22 protein-coding genes are annotated in these 16,784 nt (G+C 49.5%); 17 read left to right on the top strand and 5 right to left on the bottom strand.

The window, feature by feature from the left end:
• Positions 1–13 precede the first annotated feature (13 nt).
• Positions 14–850: a GNAT family N-acetyltransferase gene (locus tag AF331_RS10885; protein ID WP_053428154.1), complete on the top strand. Its 837-nt coding sequence runs from the start codon at positions 14–16 to the stop codon at positions 848–850.
• Positions 851–932: 82 nt separating this feature from the next.
• Here AF331_RS10885 and AF331_RS10880 read toward each other — a convergent pair whose 3' ends face one another.
• Together AF331_RS10880 and AF331_RS10875 are read right to left on the bottom strand one after the other, a co-directional pair.
• Positions 933–1,610 carry a DUF4396 domain-containing protein gene (locus AF331_RS10880; protein WP_053428153.1) on the bottom strand — a complete coding sequence of 226 codons (678 nt, stop codon included), beginning with the start codon at positions 1,608–1,610 and terminating at the stop codon, positions 933–935.
• 124 nt (positions 1,611–1,734) lie between these two features.
• On the bottom strand, positions 1,735–2,538 hold the full coding sequence (locus AF331_RS10875; RefSeq protein WP_053428152.1) for an alpha/beta fold hydrolase: 804 nt from the start codon (positions 2,536–2,538) through the stop codon (positions 1,735–1,737).
• A 182-nt stretch (positions 2,539–2,720) separates the two neighbouring features.
• Between AF331_RS10875 and rlmD the strand changes: the two genes are divergently transcribed.
• The 4 genes from rlmD to AF331_RS22380 all read left to right on the top strand — a co-directional run bounded on the left by rlmD (position 2,721) and on the right by AF331_RS22380 (position 5,756).
• Positions 2,721–4,082 (top strand): 23S rRNA (uracil(1939)-C(5))-methyltransferase RlmD, encoded by a 1,362-nt coding sequence (gene rlmD, locus AF331_RS10870; protein WP_048005628.1) that lies wholly within the window; start codon positions 2,721–2,723, stop codon positions 4,080–4,082.
• Between the two features lie 399 nt (positions 4,083–4,481).
• The gene (locus AF331_RS10865) at positions 4,482–4,922 is read left to right on the top strand and encodes a GNAT family N-acetyltransferase (protein WP_053428151.1); all 441 of its coding nucleotides are present in this window, start codon (positions 4,482–4,484) and stop codon (positions 4,920–4,922) included.
• Between the two features lie 3 nt (positions 4,923–4,925).
• On the top strand, positions 4,926–5,522 hold the full coding sequence (locus AF331_RS10860) for a histidine phosphatase family protein (RefSeq protein ID WP_053428150.1): 597 nt from the start codon (positions 4,926–4,928) through the stop codon (positions 5,520–5,522).
• Positions 5,523–5,591: 69 nt separating this feature from the next.
• Positions 5,592–5,756, top strand: a complete 165-nt coding sequence (locus tag AF331_RS22380; protein ID WP_159644396.1) for a hypothetical protein — start codon at positions 5,592–5,594, stop codon at positions 5,754–5,756.
• A 36-nt stretch (positions 5,757–5,792) separates the two neighbouring features.
• Here the strand turns inward: AF331_RS22380 and AF331_RS10855 are convergent, their stop codons facing one another.
• Positions 5,793–6,338, bottom strand: a complete 546-nt coding sequence (locus AF331_RS10855; protein ID WP_053428149.1) for a helix-turn-helix domain-containing protein — start codon at positions 6,336–6,338, stop codon at positions 5,793–5,795.
• 117 nt (positions 6,339–6,455) lie between these two features.
• On the opposite strand from AF331_RS10855, the gene AF331_RS10850 reads away from it, so the two are divergent.
• The 7 genes from AF331_RS10850 (at position 6,456) to AF331_RS10820 (ending at position 10,158) form a co-directional block, all read left to right on the top strand.
• Complete coding sequence (locus tag AF331_RS10850; RefSeq protein WP_053428148.1) at positions 6,456–6,695, top strand: PLD nuclease N-terminal domain-containing protein; 240 nt, start codon at positions 6,456–6,458, stop codon at positions 6,693–6,695.
• Entirely contained in the window at positions 6,692–7,597 is a 906-nt protein-coding gene (locus AF331_RS10845; RefSeq protein WP_053428147.1) for an ABC transporter ATP-binding protein, read from the top strand. Before AF331_RS10850 ends, AF331_RS10845 begins: the two co-directional genes overlap by 4 nt.
• Positions 7,594–8,388: an ABC transporter permease gene (locus AF331_RS10840; protein WP_053428146.1), complete on the top strand. Its 795-nt coding sequence runs from the start codon at positions 7,594–7,596 to the stop codon at positions 8,386–8,388. Before AF331_RS10845 ends, AF331_RS10840 begins: the two co-directional genes overlap by 4 nt.
• Before the next feature lie 75 nt (positions 8,389–8,463).
• Positions 8,464–8,895: a GNAT family N-acetyltransferase gene (locus tag AF331_RS10835; protein WP_053428145.1), complete on the top strand. Its 432-nt coding sequence runs from the start codon at positions 8,464–8,466 to the stop codon at positions 8,893–8,895.
• A 14-nt stretch (positions 8,896–8,909) separates the two neighbouring features.
• Positions 8,910–9,332 carry a GNAT family N-acetyltransferase gene (locus AF331_RS10830; RefSeq protein WP_053428929.1) on the top strand — a complete coding sequence of 141 codons (423 nt, stop codon included), beginning with the start codon at positions 8,910–8,912 and terminating at the stop codon, positions 9,330–9,332.
• Entirely contained in the window at positions 9,332–9,700 is a 369-nt protein-coding gene (locus AF331_RS10825) for a hypothetical protein (protein ID WP_053428144.1), read from the top strand. Before AF331_RS10830 ends, AF331_RS10825 begins: the two co-directional genes overlap by 1 nt.
• Before the next feature lie 95 nt (positions 9,701–9,795).
• On the top strand, positions 9,796–10,158 hold the full coding sequence (locus AF331_RS10820) for a DoxX family protein (RefSeq protein ID WP_235576368.1): 363 nt from the start codon (positions 9,796–9,798) through the stop codon (positions 10,156–10,158).
• 72 nt (positions 10,159–10,230) lie between these two features.
• Here AF331_RS10820 and AF331_RS10815 read toward each other — a convergent pair whose 3' ends face one another.
• Entirely contained in the window at positions 10,231–10,971 is a 741-nt protein-coding gene (locus AF331_RS10815; protein WP_082346945.1) for a DUF1836 domain-containing protein, read from the bottom strand.
• A gap of 168 nt (positions 10,972–11,139) precedes the next feature.
• Between AF331_RS10815 and htpX the strand changes: the two genes are divergently transcribed.
• The 5 genes from htpX (at position 11,140) to AF331_RS10790 (ending at position 15,956) form a co-directional block, all read left to right on the top strand.
• Positions 11,140–12,021, top strand: coding sequence for a protease HtpX (htpX, locus tag AF331_RS10810; RefSeq protein ID WP_053428142.1), 882 nt, complete (start codon positions 11,140–11,142; stop codon positions 12,019–12,021).
• A gap of 137 nt (positions 12,022–12,158) precedes the next feature.
• Complete coding sequence (locus AF331_RS10805; protein WP_053428141.1) at positions 12,159–13,601, top strand: protein adenylyltransferase SelO; 1,443 nt, start codon at positions 12,159–12,161, stop codon at positions 13,599–13,601.
• A 53-nt stretch (positions 13,602–13,654) separates the two neighbouring features.
• Positions 13,655–14,449: a hydroxyethylthiazole kinase gene (gene thiM, locus AF331_RS10800; protein ID WP_053428140.1), complete on the top strand. Its 795-nt coding sequence runs from the start codon at positions 13,655–13,657 to the stop codon at positions 14,447–14,449.
• Positions 14,449–15,117 carry a thiamine phosphate synthase gene (gene thiE / locus AF331_RS10795; RefSeq protein WP_053428139.1) on the top strand — a complete coding sequence of 223 codons (669 nt, stop codon included), beginning with the start codon at positions 14,449–14,451 and terminating at the stop codon, positions 15,115–15,117. Before thiM ends, thiE begins: the two co-directional genes overlap by 1 nt.
• A 275-nt stretch (positions 15,118–15,392) precedes the next feature.
• Complete coding sequence (locus AF331_RS10790) at positions 15,393–15,956, top strand: site-specific integrase (RefSeq protein ID WP_053428138.1); 564 nt, start codon at positions 15,393–15,395, stop codon at positions 15,954–15,956.
• A 49-nt stretch (positions 15,957–16,005) separates the two neighbouring features.
• Here the strand turns inward: AF331_RS10790 and AF331_RS10785 are convergent, their stop codons facing one another.
• Complete coding sequence (locus AF331_RS10785; protein ID WP_053428137.1) at positions 16,006–16,698, bottom strand: universal stress protein; 693 nt, start codon at positions 16,696–16,698, stop codon at positions 16,006–16,008.
• Between the last annotated feature and the right edge of the window lie 86 nt (positions 16,699–16,784).

Below are 16,784 nucleotides of genomic sequence, written 5' to 3'. Positions count from 1 at the left end.
AAGGGTGATTGGGATGAAGCTTGGAAATGTGGGTGTATCTGATAAAAAAAATATCGTTCAGCTCTCTCGTGAAGTGGGATGGGACTATTGTGAAGAAGACGTGGAAGAGGTGCTCAAAAGCGGAAGGATGGTTGGTCATCGTCTGGATTCGGGTGAGGTCATTTCATCAGCGGCCCTGTTCCCATATGGTGATGAGCTTGCCGCCCTAGGTGTGGTCATCGTCAACCCTGCCTATAAGGGGAGGGGCCTGGGAAGGGAGCTGGTGGAATCAGTTCTTGCTTCTAAAGGTGAACGATCGATCCTGCTTGTTGCTACAAAGGAAGGGAAACCCCTCTATGAAAAAATGGGTTTCAAGGAGACCGGGATGATTACGAAGTATATCGCTTCTCCTTTTCATCCAGCACAGATGCAGCATGAGTTATTCCTAGCGCCGATGACATACAAGGATATTGAAGAAGTGGCAAAGTTGGACGCTCAAGCATTCCGTGGAGACCGGAGCGGTATGCTCAGAGCACGATACGAACGGTCAATTTCAGCCGTAGTACTCAAGGACTCCCTTGGGAAGATGATAGGATATGGGATGTGTGTGCAAGGTTCCGTCCACCGGGTGGCAGGACCTGTTGTCGCACCTACTGCCTATGAAGCTGCGGGGCTCCTGCAGGAACTTCTGAAAATGGGTGAGGGGAGTGTCCGATTGGATACACCGACAGATGATGAGGCTTTTCACAGCTATCTAGAAGGCTTCGGTTTCGTGGAAGATAGTCGTTCCCCGATTATGGTACAAGGTGAAAATGACCTCCATGGGAGGAATGGGATGTTATTCACACTTGCATCGCAAGCATTGGGTTGAAAAACGACCTCAATGAACAAGGCTCCTTGGACAACGACAATTCGATGTAAACCGCGTGCTATCCAAGGAACCCATTGGAATTTCACATGGCATGCTTGATGCCTTTTCTTAATAAGAACCAATTTGCTGGCATGCTTGTTCCGAATCCAATCATCATGGCAACCTGCATCATGAACCAGAAGACGAGGCTGTCGGGGTGGGGAGGTTGGATGAATAAGACGTAGTGTGTGAGGACCATCCAGCCGAACATACCGATCTCAAAAGAGATGAGTGACCATGTGTCTGCTTTTACGGCGTTTTTCAACTCTTCACCCAACGGCTTTTCCTTGTTCCTCATCCCGTAGAATTGAAAGGCAATCCCGATGATGTAGGCTAGGATGAATTCTGTCGCATAGTCGGCCAACAGCATGCTGCCTGCCAGTGTCCACCCTGCAAAGAATACAAGGGGAGCTCCGATTAAATCCCCAATGGAGCAACCGCCTCCGCAGTGACTCGTCGAGACGATGACGCTCTGCCAAAACGGTTTATGGGTGTGATGCATTCCCTCTTCGTGATGGGCGTGCTGGTGCCCACCGTCCTTTCTACCAATCTTGAAGTAAAGCCAAAAACCGATCAACGGCATGTACAATCCTGTGATGGGCCAGGTCACATTCATGATCCACATGCTCTGGGGAGCCCGGCATACATCTACTGCAATGATGATTGCCTGTAAGATTCCTATTATGATAGCTACAGCAGCAATCCATTCAAGTGTTGTCATATCGTTCACCTCCCATATGGATTTCCCTTTGTATAAAGGGGATAAACGAGATTTAGCGAAATGAGCACCACTTCATGGTGAGGGGCATGAGAAATGGCCCGTTCCGAAGAAGGGCCATCCACGCTCATTTCAATAATTTCAACAGTTCTTCATTGCACTTTTCCTTTTCATCGTACACAAGACCATGCCCGCTCTCTTCGAACGGAATCAGCTCGGCATCATTCATTTCTTCGACTAATCGTTCACTGAAGGCGTAGTCACAGATCTGGTCTTGCTTTCCGTGCATGATGGTGACGGGTACAGACACTGAAGTCAGCTCGCTCCGAAGATCTTCGTCCCGGAGAGATTCTGCGCAGGCAATGGTTCCGTGTGAAGAGGCTTCAAGTCCAAGACCCAGGAACCACGCATCCATCTCACCAGACGTCTCGCTGTGGAAGAAATTCCCTCCGAAGTCTTTCAGTGCGGCCGGTCTATCCGCTTTGATTCCTTCAATCAGCTCATCGACTTCTTCCTTCTTCATACCGTACGGGTAGCCGTCCCGCTGGGTGAAGATCGGGGCTGCCGGTCCCATCAGGATCAAACGCGACAGTTCTTTTCCTGCAAATTTACTTGCATACCGGATGCTGATCGGTCCACCCATGGAGAAGCCGGTGAGATAAAAGTCTTTCAGGCCGAGTTCGTTGACGACTTTTCCGATATCAGAAGCAAGGGTGTCATAATCGTAGCCGAACGCCGGCTTGTCCGATTGTCCGAATCCACGAAGATCGATCCCGATGAAACGATAGCCTTTCTTAGGCAATTCGTTCATCTGATATTCGAACATTTTATGATTCACAGGCCAACCGTGTATGAAAACAATCGGTTGACCTTCCCCGATATCTTCCACGAAGAGCTTCACATCTTTATCTACAGTGATAGATTTACCCATTTCTACATCATACTCCCTTACAGTTAATGGTCTAACTCTTCCCTCAATGAAAGGCGATGAAACAATCGGGTTCTTTCCTGCAGAAATACCAGTTGCAATCCACGCCCGATTTTACTAAAGTATAGAGTTAGACAGGTTTTATAGAGGAGGACCCGAAATTGACAACATCCAACCCTGAAACGATGGTTGCGACAATACATGGATTAGACGACAGAGGCTCGGGCCGTGCCAGCGTGTGGCGCGAAAACGAGCTTGGTAATAAACGAAAGTTGAAGCTTACAATCCCTCAGACCCTTCCTGGTGAAGAAGTCCAAGTGACGGTGGATAAGCCGGAAAAAAAACGCTGGAGGACGATGCCTCAAGAGATCATCACGCCGAGTCCCGAGCGGACAACCCCTCCATGCCCACACTTTGATCGCTGCGGCGGCTGTGTATGGCAGCACTGGGAGTACGAAGGCCAGCTCAAGGAAAAGACCAATCACGTCAAACATGCCCTGGAAGCAGAAGGATTCGATCCTGCCTTGGTGAGGGATGCCATGGGAATGGACAACCCTTGGCGTTACCGCAACAAAATGGAGTTCACCTTCTCCAAAGAAGGGGAGCTCGGACTGCATGAGCAGGGGAACTTCCGAAAGGTGATTTCCCTTGAAACGTGCTTGATCGCAAGCGAGCAGATGGTGGAGGCAGCGATGGAAGTCGCCGCCTGGACCAAGGAACACGGCCTGAAAGGGTATGACAAAGAGGCGCATGAAGGCCTCCTTCGTCACTTGATGGTCCGACAGTCCTTTGCCACAGGTGAATTGATGCTGGGCGTTTTTGCAACTGAAGCCCCGACGGGTGATCTTCAGGCTGCCGTCGATGATCTGAAAGCACGTGTAGAAGCGAAATTCCCGCATGTGAAGAGCCTTCTGTGGATGGAAAACACCGATTGGGCAGACCGTACCCAGGCAGAAGAAATCCATGTCCTTGCCGGTCGTGATTTCATTTATGATGAGATGGACGGGTACCGATTCCGACTGTGGTTCGATACGTTCTTCCAAACGAACCCGACACAGGCACAGAAGCTTGTGGATCTCGCCATTGAAATGGGCAAACCGAAGGAAACGGAAAAAATGATCGACCTCTTCTGTGGTGTCGGTACATTCTCCCTTCCATTCGCAAGTCGTGTCGGCGCCCTTGCCGGCATTGAAATCGTGGAAAGCTCCATCGAGTCGGCGAAACGGAATGCCAGTGACAACCATATCTCCAACACCACCTTCCTTGCGAAGGATGCACGAAATGGAATCGACGAGATCCTTGAGAGCTTCGGACGCCCCGAACTGCTCCTTCTTGATCCCCCGCGCTCAGGTGCAGGCGGCAAAGTGATGAGACGGATCGGCCGTGCCCAGCCGGAAAGGATCGTCTACGTATCCTGCAACCCGGATACGTTCGCGACAGACGTTAAAGAACTTGAAGCCTTCGGGTATAAGCTCGATGATGTACAACCAGTCGACCTGTTCCCTCACACGGTGCATGTGGAAGTCGTTGCAAGTCTGAGTAAGTAACTTGATAAGGAACGGGGCTGGGGCAAACATGTCTTAGTCATAGGGAAACCCGAATTCATTGGCCAATAAACAGGCATATGAATTCGGGTTTTTGATTTGTTCGTAAACAACATGTGTATTTCATTGTTTCCAGCGGTTGATTGGAGTGCAAGACGCAGACTCCTGCGGGAAGAGTAGCTGATGTGAGACCCCGCAGGCTTGCCGAGGAGGCTCACGGGCTACCCGCGGAAAGCGAAGTCTTGCACGGAAATCATAAGCGGCATTAAGAACTTATATTGATGATGTTCGTCATGAAATGGCACCTCTTTGGTTTTGTCCCAACCTATATTTTGAAAAAGAAATGAACCAAAAGGGTAGGGATGGTAAACTTTAACTACTAAGAGAGAAGGGGAGATTTCCATGAACATCAAGAAAGCAACACTGAGCGACCTTGAATCAGTCGCACACCTATTCAATGAATACCGTATCTTTTACAAGCAACCGTCTAATCCCGAAGGCGCAAAAACATTCATTCAAGAGCGTCTAACAACAGGGGACTCTGTGATTTTTCTTGCAGGTGATGATCGCGGAATAGTTGGATTCACTCAACTTTATCCGACATTCACCTCCATCGGCATGAAAAAGGCATGGATCCTTAACGATCTTTATGTGTCTGAAGAAGCCCGGGGGGCTGGAGTCGGAGAGGCCCTGCTTCATAAGGCGAGGGCGTTTGCCGGGGAAACGGGGGCTGCTTCCATCTGCCTCAGCACAGCACCTGACAATGAAACGGCGCGCAGGCTGTATGAAAAGAATGGGTACCGCCAGGATCAAACCTTTCTCCACTACGAATTGGAGCTGTGACATATGGTGAAATTATATATTACTAGACATGGGGAAACACACTGGAATAGAGAGAAACGGATGCAGGGGTGGAAAGACTCGGATTTAACACCGGAAGGAGAAGGAGACGCCCTGGCCCTGGCTCAGGTATTGAAGCGGGTCTCCTTTGAGGCCGTATACTCAAGCCCGATTGGCCGGGCAAGGAAGACGGCAGAGCTGATTGTTGACGACGCGCTCATTACATTCGATGAAGATTTGAGGGAAATCGGAATGGGTGATTGGGAGGGACGGACACAGGATGAAGTGAGAAATGCCGATCCGGAACGCTTTCACACGTTCTGGAACAACCCACATGTCTATGAGTCAGAAACAGGAGAGACCTTTAATCAGGTCATGGAACGCGTGGAGTCGTTTTTGAAAAAGGTCCAGGCTCATAAGGGAACGATTCTCGTCGTGACCCATTCCATCTTCATCAAAGCCCTGCTTGCCCATGTAAAGGGACTTCCATTGGACAAGCTGTGGTCTCCTCCTTTCATCCATGCCACCAGCCTCACGGTCATCGAAGGGGGCGGAGGGAAGTATGAAATTGTCATGGAGGGAAATACTTCACACAAAGAGTGAGAAAATTGAAACTTTTTACCGCGTGAATCGTATATGCTAGTAAGAGTATCAAAGGGGAGGTGAAATCTTATGTTATGGATCATCATTGGTGTCGCTGTCGTATTCGGTCTCGGCTCTGCCCTCATCAATGGTCGAAGGGAGAAATCCTCCTTTGATGTGGCGAACGATCAGGAACGGGTGCTTCAAGAAGAAGAGAGGGTCAAGGCAAATAGCTGGTTCGGCGGCGGATTGTAAGAAATGCGTGGGGTATTCATTGCCCCACGCATTTTTTTAGTGGGATGGGGAATCGGGAATCATCGTGATGGCGATGGTTCTCAGTGGTTCCCTATCCTTTTTTTCTTGTGTAGCGCCGGTGTAGTATTTCTTCACGATCTCCCCGATTTCCGTCTGCAATTTCTGGTATTCGGCATCACTCAATTTCATTTCAACCATGGAAAAAGATGCTTTGTCCTCATCGTCTCCGATTTGTTTCAGATAATCTTCATATTGAGCCGACACCATGAGCTGATACCGAGAGAAGTGGAGGAGCTTTTCCTCACCTGAAGCTTCCTTCCATTCTTCTTTGGAAATGGTGGCTTCCTCTTCATTCAATACATAATATTTTTCAGAAACAGACTTTACTTTTTTCTCACGGGTCACACGGATGATCCCTGCATGGGCAAGGGTCTGGATGTGGCGATAAAGTGTGGCCTGCGGGACATCTTCAATCACTTTGACCATTTCTAAAGGCGTCAGGCCAGCTGCTTTGTTCCTCATGAGCGCCTGGCATATTTTCATCCGGACGGGATGCATCATCAACTCGGCTTTATTTTTCAATGGTAGGCTCCTTTACGTGGGGTTTGTAATCTCATTATAAAAAATGAGAATAAGAATTGCAATTCTTCTACTTTTAAATTATCATTATCAATAATGATAACGTAAAGGATGATGAAAATGACATTACATTATGGGTTGGATGATCTTCCCTTTTTGGATATAGAGGCCTTATTGCCACTGATCCTGCCGATCGTGATCATCAGTCTGATATTGATCGCATTGGCCATGGCAGATTTATATAAGAATAGGCAGTTCAGGGACCATAAGGGTATGTGGGTGTTGATCATTGTGTTTGGGAATACCATTGGTCCTGTCCTTTACTTTGTGTTCGGTCGGAAAGAGGGGAAGAGAAGATGAGACTTGATGTGAAGAATGTGAGTAAAACCTACAAGGGTCATGTTGCCCTCCAGCCTTTCTCGTTGGTGGTGGATGCGGGGACTTGCACAGGTCTGATTGGACCGAACGGTGCAGGGAAGTCAACATTGATGCGACTGATGACGGGTATGGAGGAACCTGACATGGGAGAGATTCTATTGAATGATAAGCCGATCTCTTCTATGAAAAAGGAAATCGGCTACCTCCCTCAGTATCCCGCCTTCTACGAATGGATGACAGCCAGTGAACACTTGGCTTTCATGGGACGCCTATCCGGTATGGCTCCCTCTGTACTGGAACATGATATCGGCGCGCTTTTGAATAAGGTTGGACTTGCCAAACGATCAAATGATCGCATCGCCACCTTCTCAGGAGGGATGAAACAACGATTGGGAATTGCCCAGGCACTTTTACATAAGCCCTCTCTGGTCATTATGGATGAACCTGTATCGGCCCTTGATCCTATCGGGAGAAGGGAAGTGCTCTCGATCCTGGAAGAAATCAAAACTCAAACGACCTTGCTCATCTCCACGCATATTCTTAGTGACGCAGAGGAACTCTGTCAGCGCTTCGTCATTATGACGGAAGGAGAAATGGTGGAAGATGCCATGATCCAAGACCTGTTGGATCGGTACTCCCGGCAAATCATCCGTTTGGATGCAGCTTCCATGGAAAGAGGCTGGTTGAATCATGTTGCCGGGCTGCCGTTTGTCGAATCAGTCAATGTCACAGGGAGAAGCTTGAGTATCCTGCTCAAAGATCTAGTTCAAGATAAAGGAAAACTCTTGCAGGAAGCGCTGGACCACTCAGTGGATATCCACAAATTCGAAGTGGGCCGCGATTCACTGGAGGAGATCTTTATAAGGATGGTGACAAAGTCATGAATAATACATGGACCATTTTCAAGAAAGAAAGCAGGCAGATGGCATTGGAGTATAAGTGGATCTGGCTGCCGGTCGTCTTTATCCTTTTAGGGGCTACGCAGCCTGTAACGAGCTATTATCTTCCTTCCATCCTTGAAATGATGGGTGGAGAGCAGGGGGTTACCGTGGATCCATCGAAATTTGTACTGGACGGCAACACCATACTCGCTGCCACCCTCGCATCCCAGTTCGATCAGATGGGACTCATCATCATCTCCCTCTCGTTCATGGGGATCATACAGGGAGAAAAAGCATCGGGGATACTTTCATTCATGATGACGAGACCTCTGAACCTGCGCTCTTATCTATTAGGGAAATGGGTGGCAGCCTATAGCTTGATTGCCTTCAGCATGATGGCGGGATTCGGAACTTCCATGTTCTACTCCCATTATCTATTCGATGGAGTGAATGTGGGTATAGGAATAAAGGCGTTTTCGATTTATCTTGTGTGGGGCATGTTCATCCTCAGTGTGATCATGACGGTCAGCACGCTCCTGCGGGGAAGTGGTTCTGTGGCATTCGTGTCGATCGTCATCCTGCTTCTATTCAGGATGCTTGCAGGATTGGATCCCCTAGTTGATTTGTTCAATCCTGCTTCCCTCAGTCTAGAGGCTGCCAGTGTCCTGAAAGAAAACGGAATGATGTCCGGTATCACGTGGACGTTACTGTTTGTGGCTGTCTGGATCCCCGTCCTTTTCTCCCTGAACGAATGGCTGATCAAACATAGAAAAGTATATCTCCGCCACGGCTAAGGGTGGTCCTCCGAAACTCGGTATTTATCATACGATTCTCTCTCTGTATAATGGATAATACTGGGGGGCTGTGAGATGATACGGAACGCACACATGAAAGATTACGAGAGACTTACGGTTTTGATGGGTTCTCTCGGCTATCCGTCCACATCTGAACAGATGCGTGGACGGCTTGAAAAAATCGTAGAGAAAGAGGATCACTATACACTGGTGGCGGAACTCGACGGCAGGGTCGTGGGAATGATCGGCTTCCATACGGGCTATCTGTACACTCAAGATGAGATGTATGCGAGGGTCATCGCCCTGGTGGTGGATCCATCGATCAGGAATAAAGGCATCGGCGGGGAGCTACTGAGAGAAGCGGAAACCCTGGCGGAAAGCTTGGGGGCAAGCGGCATGGGACTGAACAGCGGGAACCGCACGGAGCGTGAAGACGCTCACCGGTTCTATGAACGAATGGGGTATACGGCAAAGAGCACAGGGTTTGTGAAGAGCCTTCGCTCATGAAAGGGAGGACATCGATGAATATCACATCACAATGGAACCAGGAGGAACGCGACCTGATACGAAGCAGGGTGATCGAATACAATAGGGACAGGCTCCCGGATGAAGTCAAGCATCCTGTGAAGCAGGTGGGCTTCATGCTTAAAGATGATGACGGAATTGTCTTCGGCGGGATCACCGGTACGATCTTCTGGTATCATCTGCATATCGATTTTCTTTGGGTCGATGAAAAGCTCAGGGGGAAGGGGTATGGACAAGATCTGCTCCGTCAAATGGAAGAGGCTGCAAAGGAAAACCAGTGCAGGCTCATCCAGCTTGATTCGTTCAGCTTTCAGGCCCCCCACTTTTATCAGAAGCTTGGGTACACTGTAGCTGGTATGGTGGAGTCACATCCGACACCGGACCACCAGCAGTATTACCTTGTCAAAAGGCTGAACTGATGGTAAAGGTGAAGTGGGATGGAAGCTGGAAAACAAGACTAAAATGGGGATTCTCAGCGTTAGGGATCGTGTCGATCCTGTTATATGGGTCGATTGTGATCTTCGGGTATAAGGGGTCCGGTGACCTTCAGGGATTCCCTGTCCCTGTGTCGGCACATGTGATGAATGAAACGAAAAGTATCAAAAACTACAAATGGAAACCGGCTGCCCGTGAAGGGGATCTCCCACTATCCTATAAAATAAGGCTTCTTTCTGCGGGATGGAGAGAGCGGGATAAAGAAGGCCACACCGTCACATACGGGAAGAGGGCCCATCGAGTCGAGATGGTGACGGGAGAAGACTATCTGTTCCTTGAACAAGTGAAGTGACACCCGGCTTGGAGAATGTATCCACTCTTGCAGGCATACCTATATATCAGATGCCTCTTTGGGTATCGAAAAATCAATGGGGCGGGAGACGGGATATGATGGGTACGGTTGCCATGGTCCTTCAGATTTTACTTGGTGCAGGATTTCTCATGTTCGGGTGGATGAAGTTCACATCGAAACAGATGGTGGATGAATTCCATCGATACCGGATGCCGGTTTGGTTCCGGATCTTCACTGGGGTGGTGGAAGTCATCACAGCAGTCCTGCTGATCACAGGGCTGTGGAATGAAACCTGTGCGGCTATCGGAGCGCTGCTCGCGGCCGTGACGATGGTGGGTGCGATCTTCACCCATCTCCTCCGTGTGAAGGACCCGGTTGCCAAGTCGGGAATGCCCTTCCTTTTGTTGATTCTGAGCTTGATTGTCCTCTATTTGAACAAAGGCGGATTTGGCCTTTGAAGGAGATCGAGGACGAAGAAAGTGCGAAGCGCCCCCATGGTCCTGTCGACTGGATCGTGGGGGCGCTTCGTTTTATTGATCAGGCAGATCTACTGTCCGGCGAAGATCCAATGCAGTTTTTACGTAGTTCTTGGCCGTCGCTTGATAGTAGGCAGACTGGACGGTCATGGCGGCTACGATCAGCACATGCCAAACGACGGTCAAATCTTCTTCTGTCACATCCTGCAGGGCGGGCAACAGGCTCCTGCACTCTTCCTGTATGAACTGGTCGATCGCTTCATTGACGGAAGTGTCCCCGGCGGTGGTAGCAGTGGGGAGGGCGTGATGATGGATGCGGTCGAATACAGAAGCATAGGCGCTGTACAGTTCAATCGGATTGATGATGTCATCATGGCGATCTTCTATATTATTGAATACAAGGGTGAGGACCCCGCGTATGGACTCAAAATCAAGGGATCCTTTCAGATCCTCTACGATGAAGAGCATAGCGGCCTGGGTCGTCGTATATTTTTTTCCGTGGAGAGGGGATCCGATGAGTGCCCTTACATCCCGCTTCACCCAGTTTTGTACGGTACTCTGGGGGAAGTTGGTGAACTCGATCTGATTTCCGAGGGATACGATCTCATTCAGGGAGAATCCTGTATTCCCGATGGGTGAGTCGAGGACCTTGACCAATATGGACGGCATTCCTTGTGAAGGATCGCATGTTCCCCAAGCTTCCATGAGGATTTCCTGTGGACTGAGGGAGATCTGTCCGGATAGGGCCATGAGAAGATCGGCCATGTTTTTTCGTGTAAGTTTGTAGGTCTCCACCACAATCGCTCCGTTTCTTTGCTTTATCTTCTACTATAGTATCGACTGGGAACTGGCTCGTCAATCGAAGTTTTGTGTGCACTTTATTCTTGTCTTTTATAGGAAAAAACAGTATAATAAACTCATATATAAGTTCATTTGAACTTGAAAATAGGAGTGAGGATCTCGATGGGTAAACGCATATTTTATTTTCTGTTGACGAACGTACTCGTCCTTCTGACCATCAGTATCATTTTTTCACTGACAGGTGCAGGACGCTATATCAATTCGGATGGTAGTCTGAATCTGGTTGCGCTGCTGATCTTCAGTGCAATCATCGGTTTCACCGGTTCATTCATTTCACTTGCTATGTCCCGTTGGATGGCCAAACGCATGATGAATGTCCGTGTCCTTGACCCGAATGGGGCATTGACGGCGGATGAGCAGAGTGTCGTTGAGAAGGTCCACCGCCTTTCAAGGGCTGCAGGTCTTACACATATGCCGGAAGTAGGAATATACGATTCACCGGAAGTGAATGCTTTTGCTACAGGCCCTTCCAAGAAGAAATCACTAGTGGCCGTATCGACCGGACTGCTTTATGAAATGGATGACGATGCCGTTGAAGGTGTCATCGCCCATGAGGTTGCCCACGTGGCAAACGGTGATATGGTGACAATGACCCTCCTGCAGGGTGTGGTCAATACCTTCGTGGTGTTCCTTTCCCGTGTCGCAGCCTGGATCGCTACACGTTTTGTGAAAGAAGAACTTGCGCCGATTGTCCACTTCATCGCCGTGGTTGTCTTCCAGATCGTGTTCTCCATCCTTGGAAGCCTTGTTGTATTCGCGTATTCCCGTCACCGTGAATTCCATGCTGACCGCGGCGGAGCGGATCTTGCAGGTAAGGATAAGATGGTTCATGCCCTCCGCATGCTGAAGGATTACACTGGGCGCATGAAAGGGAATGATGATACCGCCATCGCCACGTTGAAGATCAATAATAAGAAAAAGTCCTCCATCTTCTCGACTCACCCGGACCTCGATGTCCGCATCAGTCGCCTGGAAGGAAAATAAGAAACATGAAGGCTGCATCCATAATCGGATGCAGCTTTTTCTTTTTCCCATCCCATCCCTTCACTTCGGCGGATGGACGGAAAATATGATACCATGGGGACAAAAGACGAAATCTATTGGAGATGAAAGGAGCCATTATGACAAATCAGTCAGGCTGGAAACTAGAAAACACGTATGAGGGGTTGCCCCCATTCTTCTACTCTTCAATGAAACCCGTTCCTGTAGAAAAACCGGAATGGGTGATCTTCAATGAAGAGCTTGCCAGATCCCTTGGCATTACCGATCAGGATGTGGACGTCTATGCAGGAAATCGTGTGCCGGATGGAGGACACCCCCTTGCCCAGGCTTACGGAGGGCATCAATTCGGGTATTTCAACAGACTGGGTGATGGCCGTGCCGTCCTCCTTGGTGAACAAGTGACCCCTGGAGGGAACCGGGTGGACATACAGCTCAAAGGTGCCGGGCGTACCCCCTACTCACGCGGGGGAGATGGAAGGGCGGCGCTTGGTCCCATGCTTCGTGAATATGTGATCAGTGAGGCGATGCACGCCCTTGGCATCCCCACGACCCGGAGCCTTGCCGTCGTCAAGACGGGGGAGAACATCGTCAGGGATCGACTGCTTGATGGAGCCGTTCTTACAAGGGTCGCATCCAGCCATATCCGGGTGGGAACCTTCCAACTGGCCGCCAAAGCGGGGAGCCTGGAAGACTTGCGAGCCCTCGCGGATTATACGATCGACAGACATTATCCGGGTGTGAAGGGGACAGACCAGCCTTATCTTTCCCTCCTTGAACAGGTGATGGACGCCCAGGCATCACTGATTGCCAAGTGGCAGCTTGTAGGGTTCATCCATGGGGTCATGAATACGGATAATATGGCGATCAGTGGAGAAACCATCGACTATGGTCCATGTGCGTTCATGGATGCATTCAATCCTGAAACAGTCTTCAGTTCCATTGATGAGCAGGGGCGCTACGCGTATGGAAATCAGCCACCGATTGCAGGATGGAACCTCGCCCGTTTCGCCGAAAGCCTGTTGCCTCTCCTTGATGAGAATGAAGAAAAGGCGGTTGAGCTTGCACAGGAGACGCTTTCCACTTATCCGTCCCTCTATCACGCGTACTGGCTGGACGGTATGAGGTCGAAGCTCGGTTTGTTCCATCCGCATGAAGATGATCAAAAGCTGGTCGAAGATCTTCTGACGATGATGGGTAATCACGGGGCCGACTACACGAATACTTTTCTTGATCTGACCCATGACAGGGAAGAGAGGAATCCCCTTGCTGGTACGGTCGGATTCGCCCAGTGGCAGGAGAGATGGGAAGAGCGTCTTGATGAACAGCCGGAGTCAGAAGAAGAGGCGAGAAAGCTGATGCGCGACCATAACCCGGCTGTGATTCCGAGGAATCATCAGGTCGAACGGGCGCTTGATGCCGCAGTGGAGGAAGGAGACCTGTCCGTTTTGACGACACTCCTTCACGTGCTTACGAAACCATATGATCATGAGGGAAGTCCTGAAGCGTATCAACATCCACAAAATCCGGAAGACGGACCATACCGCACATTTTGTGGGACATGATTGTTGAAACAGCCGCCTTTCGCACTGGGCGGCTCATACATAGAAGAGGAGAGATGGGAATGCTTGAACTAGTAGAGAAGCTTCGAACAGACCAACCGCTTGTCCACAACATCACCAATGTGGTGGTGACCAATTTTACGGCAAATGGTCTTCTGGCCCTCGGGGCATCGCCGGTGATGGCGTATGCCGAAGAAGAAGTGGAAGAAATGGCAGGGATTGCCGATGCGCTCGTTTTGAACATCGGGACCCTTTCTTCAAGTGTAGTAAGGTCGATAATTCTGGCTGGCAAAGCGGCGAATAGGAAAGGGATTCCTGTGGTCCTCGATCCAGTCGGTGCGGGGGCCACGACCTTCCGTACAGAGATGACGGCTACCATCCTCAAAGAGATCGACGTATCCATCATCAGGGGGAATGCGGGAGAGATTGCCTCCGCCCTTGGAGAGGAATGGACGATGAGAGGAGTCGATTCGGGTGACGGAGATGGAGACCGGGCCACATTGGCTGTAAAGGCATCCCGTCAGTTTTCCTGCATCGTCATCTTGACGGGTGAGGTGGATGTGGTGACGGACGGGTCCACAGTCTACCGTATACGGAATGGTCATCCCATCATGACACAAGTGACAGGGACTGGTTGCTTATTATCTTCTGTTGCCGCGGCTTTCGCAGCCGTAGGACATGAGCCGCTTCAGAGTGCGGTCGCTGCCGTTGCCTCCTACGGGGTTGCAGCAGAAAAGGCAGAGCGGCACTCAAATGGGCCAGGCAGCTTCTGCGCCGCATTCCTTGATGAGCTGTCCAGGCTTCAGGCTGTTGATGAGAAAGCCTTCAAGGTGGAAAAGGGGGAAGCGTGATGCAAGAGAAGACATCCGCAATCAAAGATGCATTGAAGCTGTATTTCATCATGGGCAGCCCCAACTGTCACCGGGATCCCGTGAACATTCTGGAAGAAGCGATCCGCGGAGGGATTTCTCTCTTCCAATTCCGTGAGAAAGGGCAGGGGGCCCTCTCAGGTACTCAGAAGAAAAAGCTTGCGACAGCACTCCAACAGGTATGCAAGGAGGCGAACATCCCCTTTATCGTCAATGATGACATCGACCTTGCTATGGAGATTGATGCAGATGGAGTCCATATCGGGCAGGAGGATGAAGCGGCCTCCATCGTAAGGAAGCGAATTGGAGCTGACAAATGGGTGGGGGTTTCTGCCCACACAATCGAGGAAGCGGAGCGTGCCATCAAGGACGGTGCTGATTACCTCGGACTAGGCCCCATCTACCCGACAAGCTCGAAGGACGATGCCGAAAGCGTGAAGGGGACCGCCATCATCCGGCAATTCAGAGAACATGGATTCTCCATTCCCTTGGTCGGAATCGGAGGGATCACGTCAACGAATGCGGCTGCCGTGATGGAGGCTGGAGCGGATGGTGTATCGGTCATTTCGGCCATCTCCGGGTCTGAAGACGTGGAGGATGCAGCCATTCGATTGAATCAAGCGGTTCATTCCGGATGTGCGAATCAATAAAAAATAATGAAATCCGCCTGAAGTCCTGGCGGATTTTTTTCATGTGTGGATGGAACGTTTTAATGCTTGGAAAAAGGGGAATTTTGTTCAAATGTTACATAAGATTGAAGCAAACCAGACGAAAGTATCGTCCTTGCTTTTTATGAGAAAACTACCGGTACCAGTGTGGACAAGAATGAGCTGACACACATCAGAATGTTCAACGTTTATTCATTGTTATGTTACATAATCTATGTTACGATTTATTTAAGTTACATTAGTGGGGAGGGTTCTGGATGGAATATGTCGATCCCATCAGGGATATTGAAAACATCAATGCCATCAAGGATATCCTGCGAACGCAGTCCCAGCGGGATTTGCTCCTGTTCGTGTTCGGGATCAATACGGGAATACGAATCAGTGATCTGCTGTCATTGAAGATTGCTGACGTCTGGGAAGAAGGGAAAGGGAAGGAGTTCTTATGTCTAAAGGACTCCAAAAGTGAAGAGGAAGGTGCTTTCTATCTGAACGGAAAGATTCAGGAAGAACTGCAGGCGTATCTCGGTCCCCTTGACTTTTCACCTGAGGATTTTCTTTTTAAGTCAAAGAAACACGCTCAGGCCATAACCAGACAGCAGGCGTATCGCATCATAAACAAGGCCGCAAAAGAAGTGGGGATACCAGGGAAGATCGGCACCCATACCCTACGGAAAACATTCGGATATCATGCATACAGGAAAGGCATCGCCATTTCCATCCTCATGAAAACCTTTCATCACCATTCTTCGTCGGAAACCTTACGATACATCGGGATTCATCAGGACGAACTCCGTCTGGTGAAAGTGGATGTGAACCTGTAAAAAGCATAAGAAAAACCCCCACCCATCAAGGTGGAGGTTCGCGTTGAAATTATAGATAGTCGTCATCTTCGGAATCATTCGGTTGTACGGAAACATTCGTCAAGTCTTTGACGATTCCTTCTTCTACTTGAACCTGGAGCGTTTCCCGGTCTTTCATGAACTTGAAAAGCCCATTATTGAAATCGGTCCCTGATTCCTTGAAGAAGATTCCTTCATAGCGCATGGCCTTTGTGTGCTTGAACGTAAGACGGTATTGATCATCTTCTTCCACGAGATAAGCACGGCAGCCTTTTTCAAAGTGTCCATCAGGATTCTTGAGGGCGCGGGACACTGAAATGATGTGAAGGTCCACAAATGGGACTTCCCGCAGCAACGAATTGATGATGGAGCCTTTCGCGATTTGTTCCCAGCGGCTCTGGGCAGTCTGTCCAAGGATGATCTGGGTGATGTTCCGCTCCCTTGATACTTCGGCGATCACCTTTGAAATCGGGCGTTTTTCATTATCTTTTATGATGAAGGCATCGGCATTATGCTTCTCGGCTAGTTCTTTCCACTGGGAAATGTAGGCCGACTTCTCAGCATCCAGTTCATCGAAGGGTTTCGGATCTACGGTGAGGATGTAAAGAGGGCATTTCATCATATTGGCGATCTTGCATCCGCGCTGGATGAGGCGCTCCCCGTTCGGTCCGTAATAGACACATACAAGGATGCTTTCATCCATCCGTTCTTTTATTGGTTTCATGATTATTTTCACCTCGAAGCTGTGTGAATTTCCCTTGCTATCTTCAAACTATGTATGACTATAACGCATGCCATAATAGTCGTCAA

The organism is Rossellomorea marisflavi (genome assembly GCF_001274775.1).
In the GTDB taxonomy this organism is placed as follows: domain Bacteria; phylum Bacillota; class Bacilli; order Bacillales; family Bacillaceae_B; genus Rossellomorea; species Rossellomorea marisflavi.
The sequence above is the reverse complement of the archived record's forward strand: the minus strand, read 5'-3'. Positions and strand labels throughout refer to the sequence as shown.

Coding starts and splice junctions, on each gene's coding strand:
- AF331_RS10865 (WP_053428151.1), top strand. CDS start 4,482: ATGAACATCAAGAAAGCAACACTGAGCGACCTTGAATCAGTCGCACAC.
- AF331_RS10840 (WP_053428146.1), top strand. CDS start 7,594: ATGAATAATACATGGACCATTTTCAAGAAAGAAAGCAGGCAGATGGCA.
- AF331_RS10875 (WP_053428152.1), bottom strand. CDS start 2,538: ATGGGTAAATCTATCACTGTAGATAAAGATGTGAAGCTCTTCGTGGAA.
- AF331_RS10850 (WP_053428148.1), top strand. CDS start 6,456: ATGACATTACATTATGGGTTGGATGATCTTCCCTTTTTGGATATAGAG.
- AF331_RS10885 (WP_053428154.1), top strand. CDS start 14: ATGAAGCTTGGAAATGTGGGTGTATCTGATAAAAAAAATATCGTTCAG.
- thiE (WP_053428139.1), top strand. CDS start 14,449: ATGCAAGAGAAGACATCCGCAATCAAAGATGCATTGAAGCTGTATTTC.
- AF331_RS10785 (WP_053428137.1), bottom strand. CDS start 16,698: ATGAAACCAATAAAAGAACGGATGGATGAAAGCATCCTTGTATGTGTC.
- AF331_RS10830 (WP_053428929.1), top strand. CDS start 8,910: ATGAATATCACATCACAATGGAACCAGGAGGAACGCGACCTGATACGA.
- AF331_RS10790 (WP_053428138.1), top strand. CDS start 15,393: ATGGAATATGTCGATCCCATCAGGGATATTGAAAACATCAATGCCATC.
- htpX (WP_053428142.1), top strand. CDS start 11,140: ATGGGTAAACGCATATTTTATTTTCTGTTGACGAACGTACTCGTCCTT.
- AF331_RS22380 (WP_159644396.1), top strand. CDS start 5,592: ATGTTATGGATCATCATTGGTGTCGCTGTCGTATTCGGTCTCGGCTCT.
- AF331_RS10825 (WP_053428144.1), top strand. CDS start 9,332: ATGGTAAAGGTGAAGTGGGATGGAAGCTGGAAAACAAGACTAAAATGG.
- thiM (WP_053428140.1), top strand. CDS start 13,655: ATGGGAATGCTTGAACTAGTAGAGAAGCTTCGAACAGACCAACCGCTT.
- AF331_RS10845 (WP_053428147.1), top strand. CDS start 6,692: ATGAGACTTGATGTGAAGAATGTGAGTAAAACCTACAAGGGTCATGTT.
- AF331_RS10860 (WP_053428150.1), top strand. CDS start 4,926: ATGGTGAAATTATATATTACTAGACATGGGGAAACACACTGGAATAGA.
- rlmD (WP_048005628.1), top strand. CDS start 2,721: ATGGTTGCGACAATACATGGATTAGACGACAGAGGCTCGGGCCGTGCC.
- AF331_RS10805 (WP_053428141.1), top strand. CDS start 12,159: ATGACAAATCAGTCAGGCTGGAAACTAGAAAACACGTATGAGGGGTTG.
- AF331_RS10820 (WP_235576368.1), top strand. CDS start 9,796: ATGATGGGTACGGTTGCCATGGTCCTTCAGATTTTACTTGGTGCAGGA.
- AF331_RS10835 (WP_053428145.1), top strand. CDS start 8,464: ATGATACGGAACGCACACATGAAAGATTACGAGAGACTTACGGTTTTG.
- AF331_RS10880 (WP_053428153.1), bottom strand. CDS start 1,610: ATGACAACACTTGAATGGATTGCTGCTGTAGCTATCATAATAGGAATC.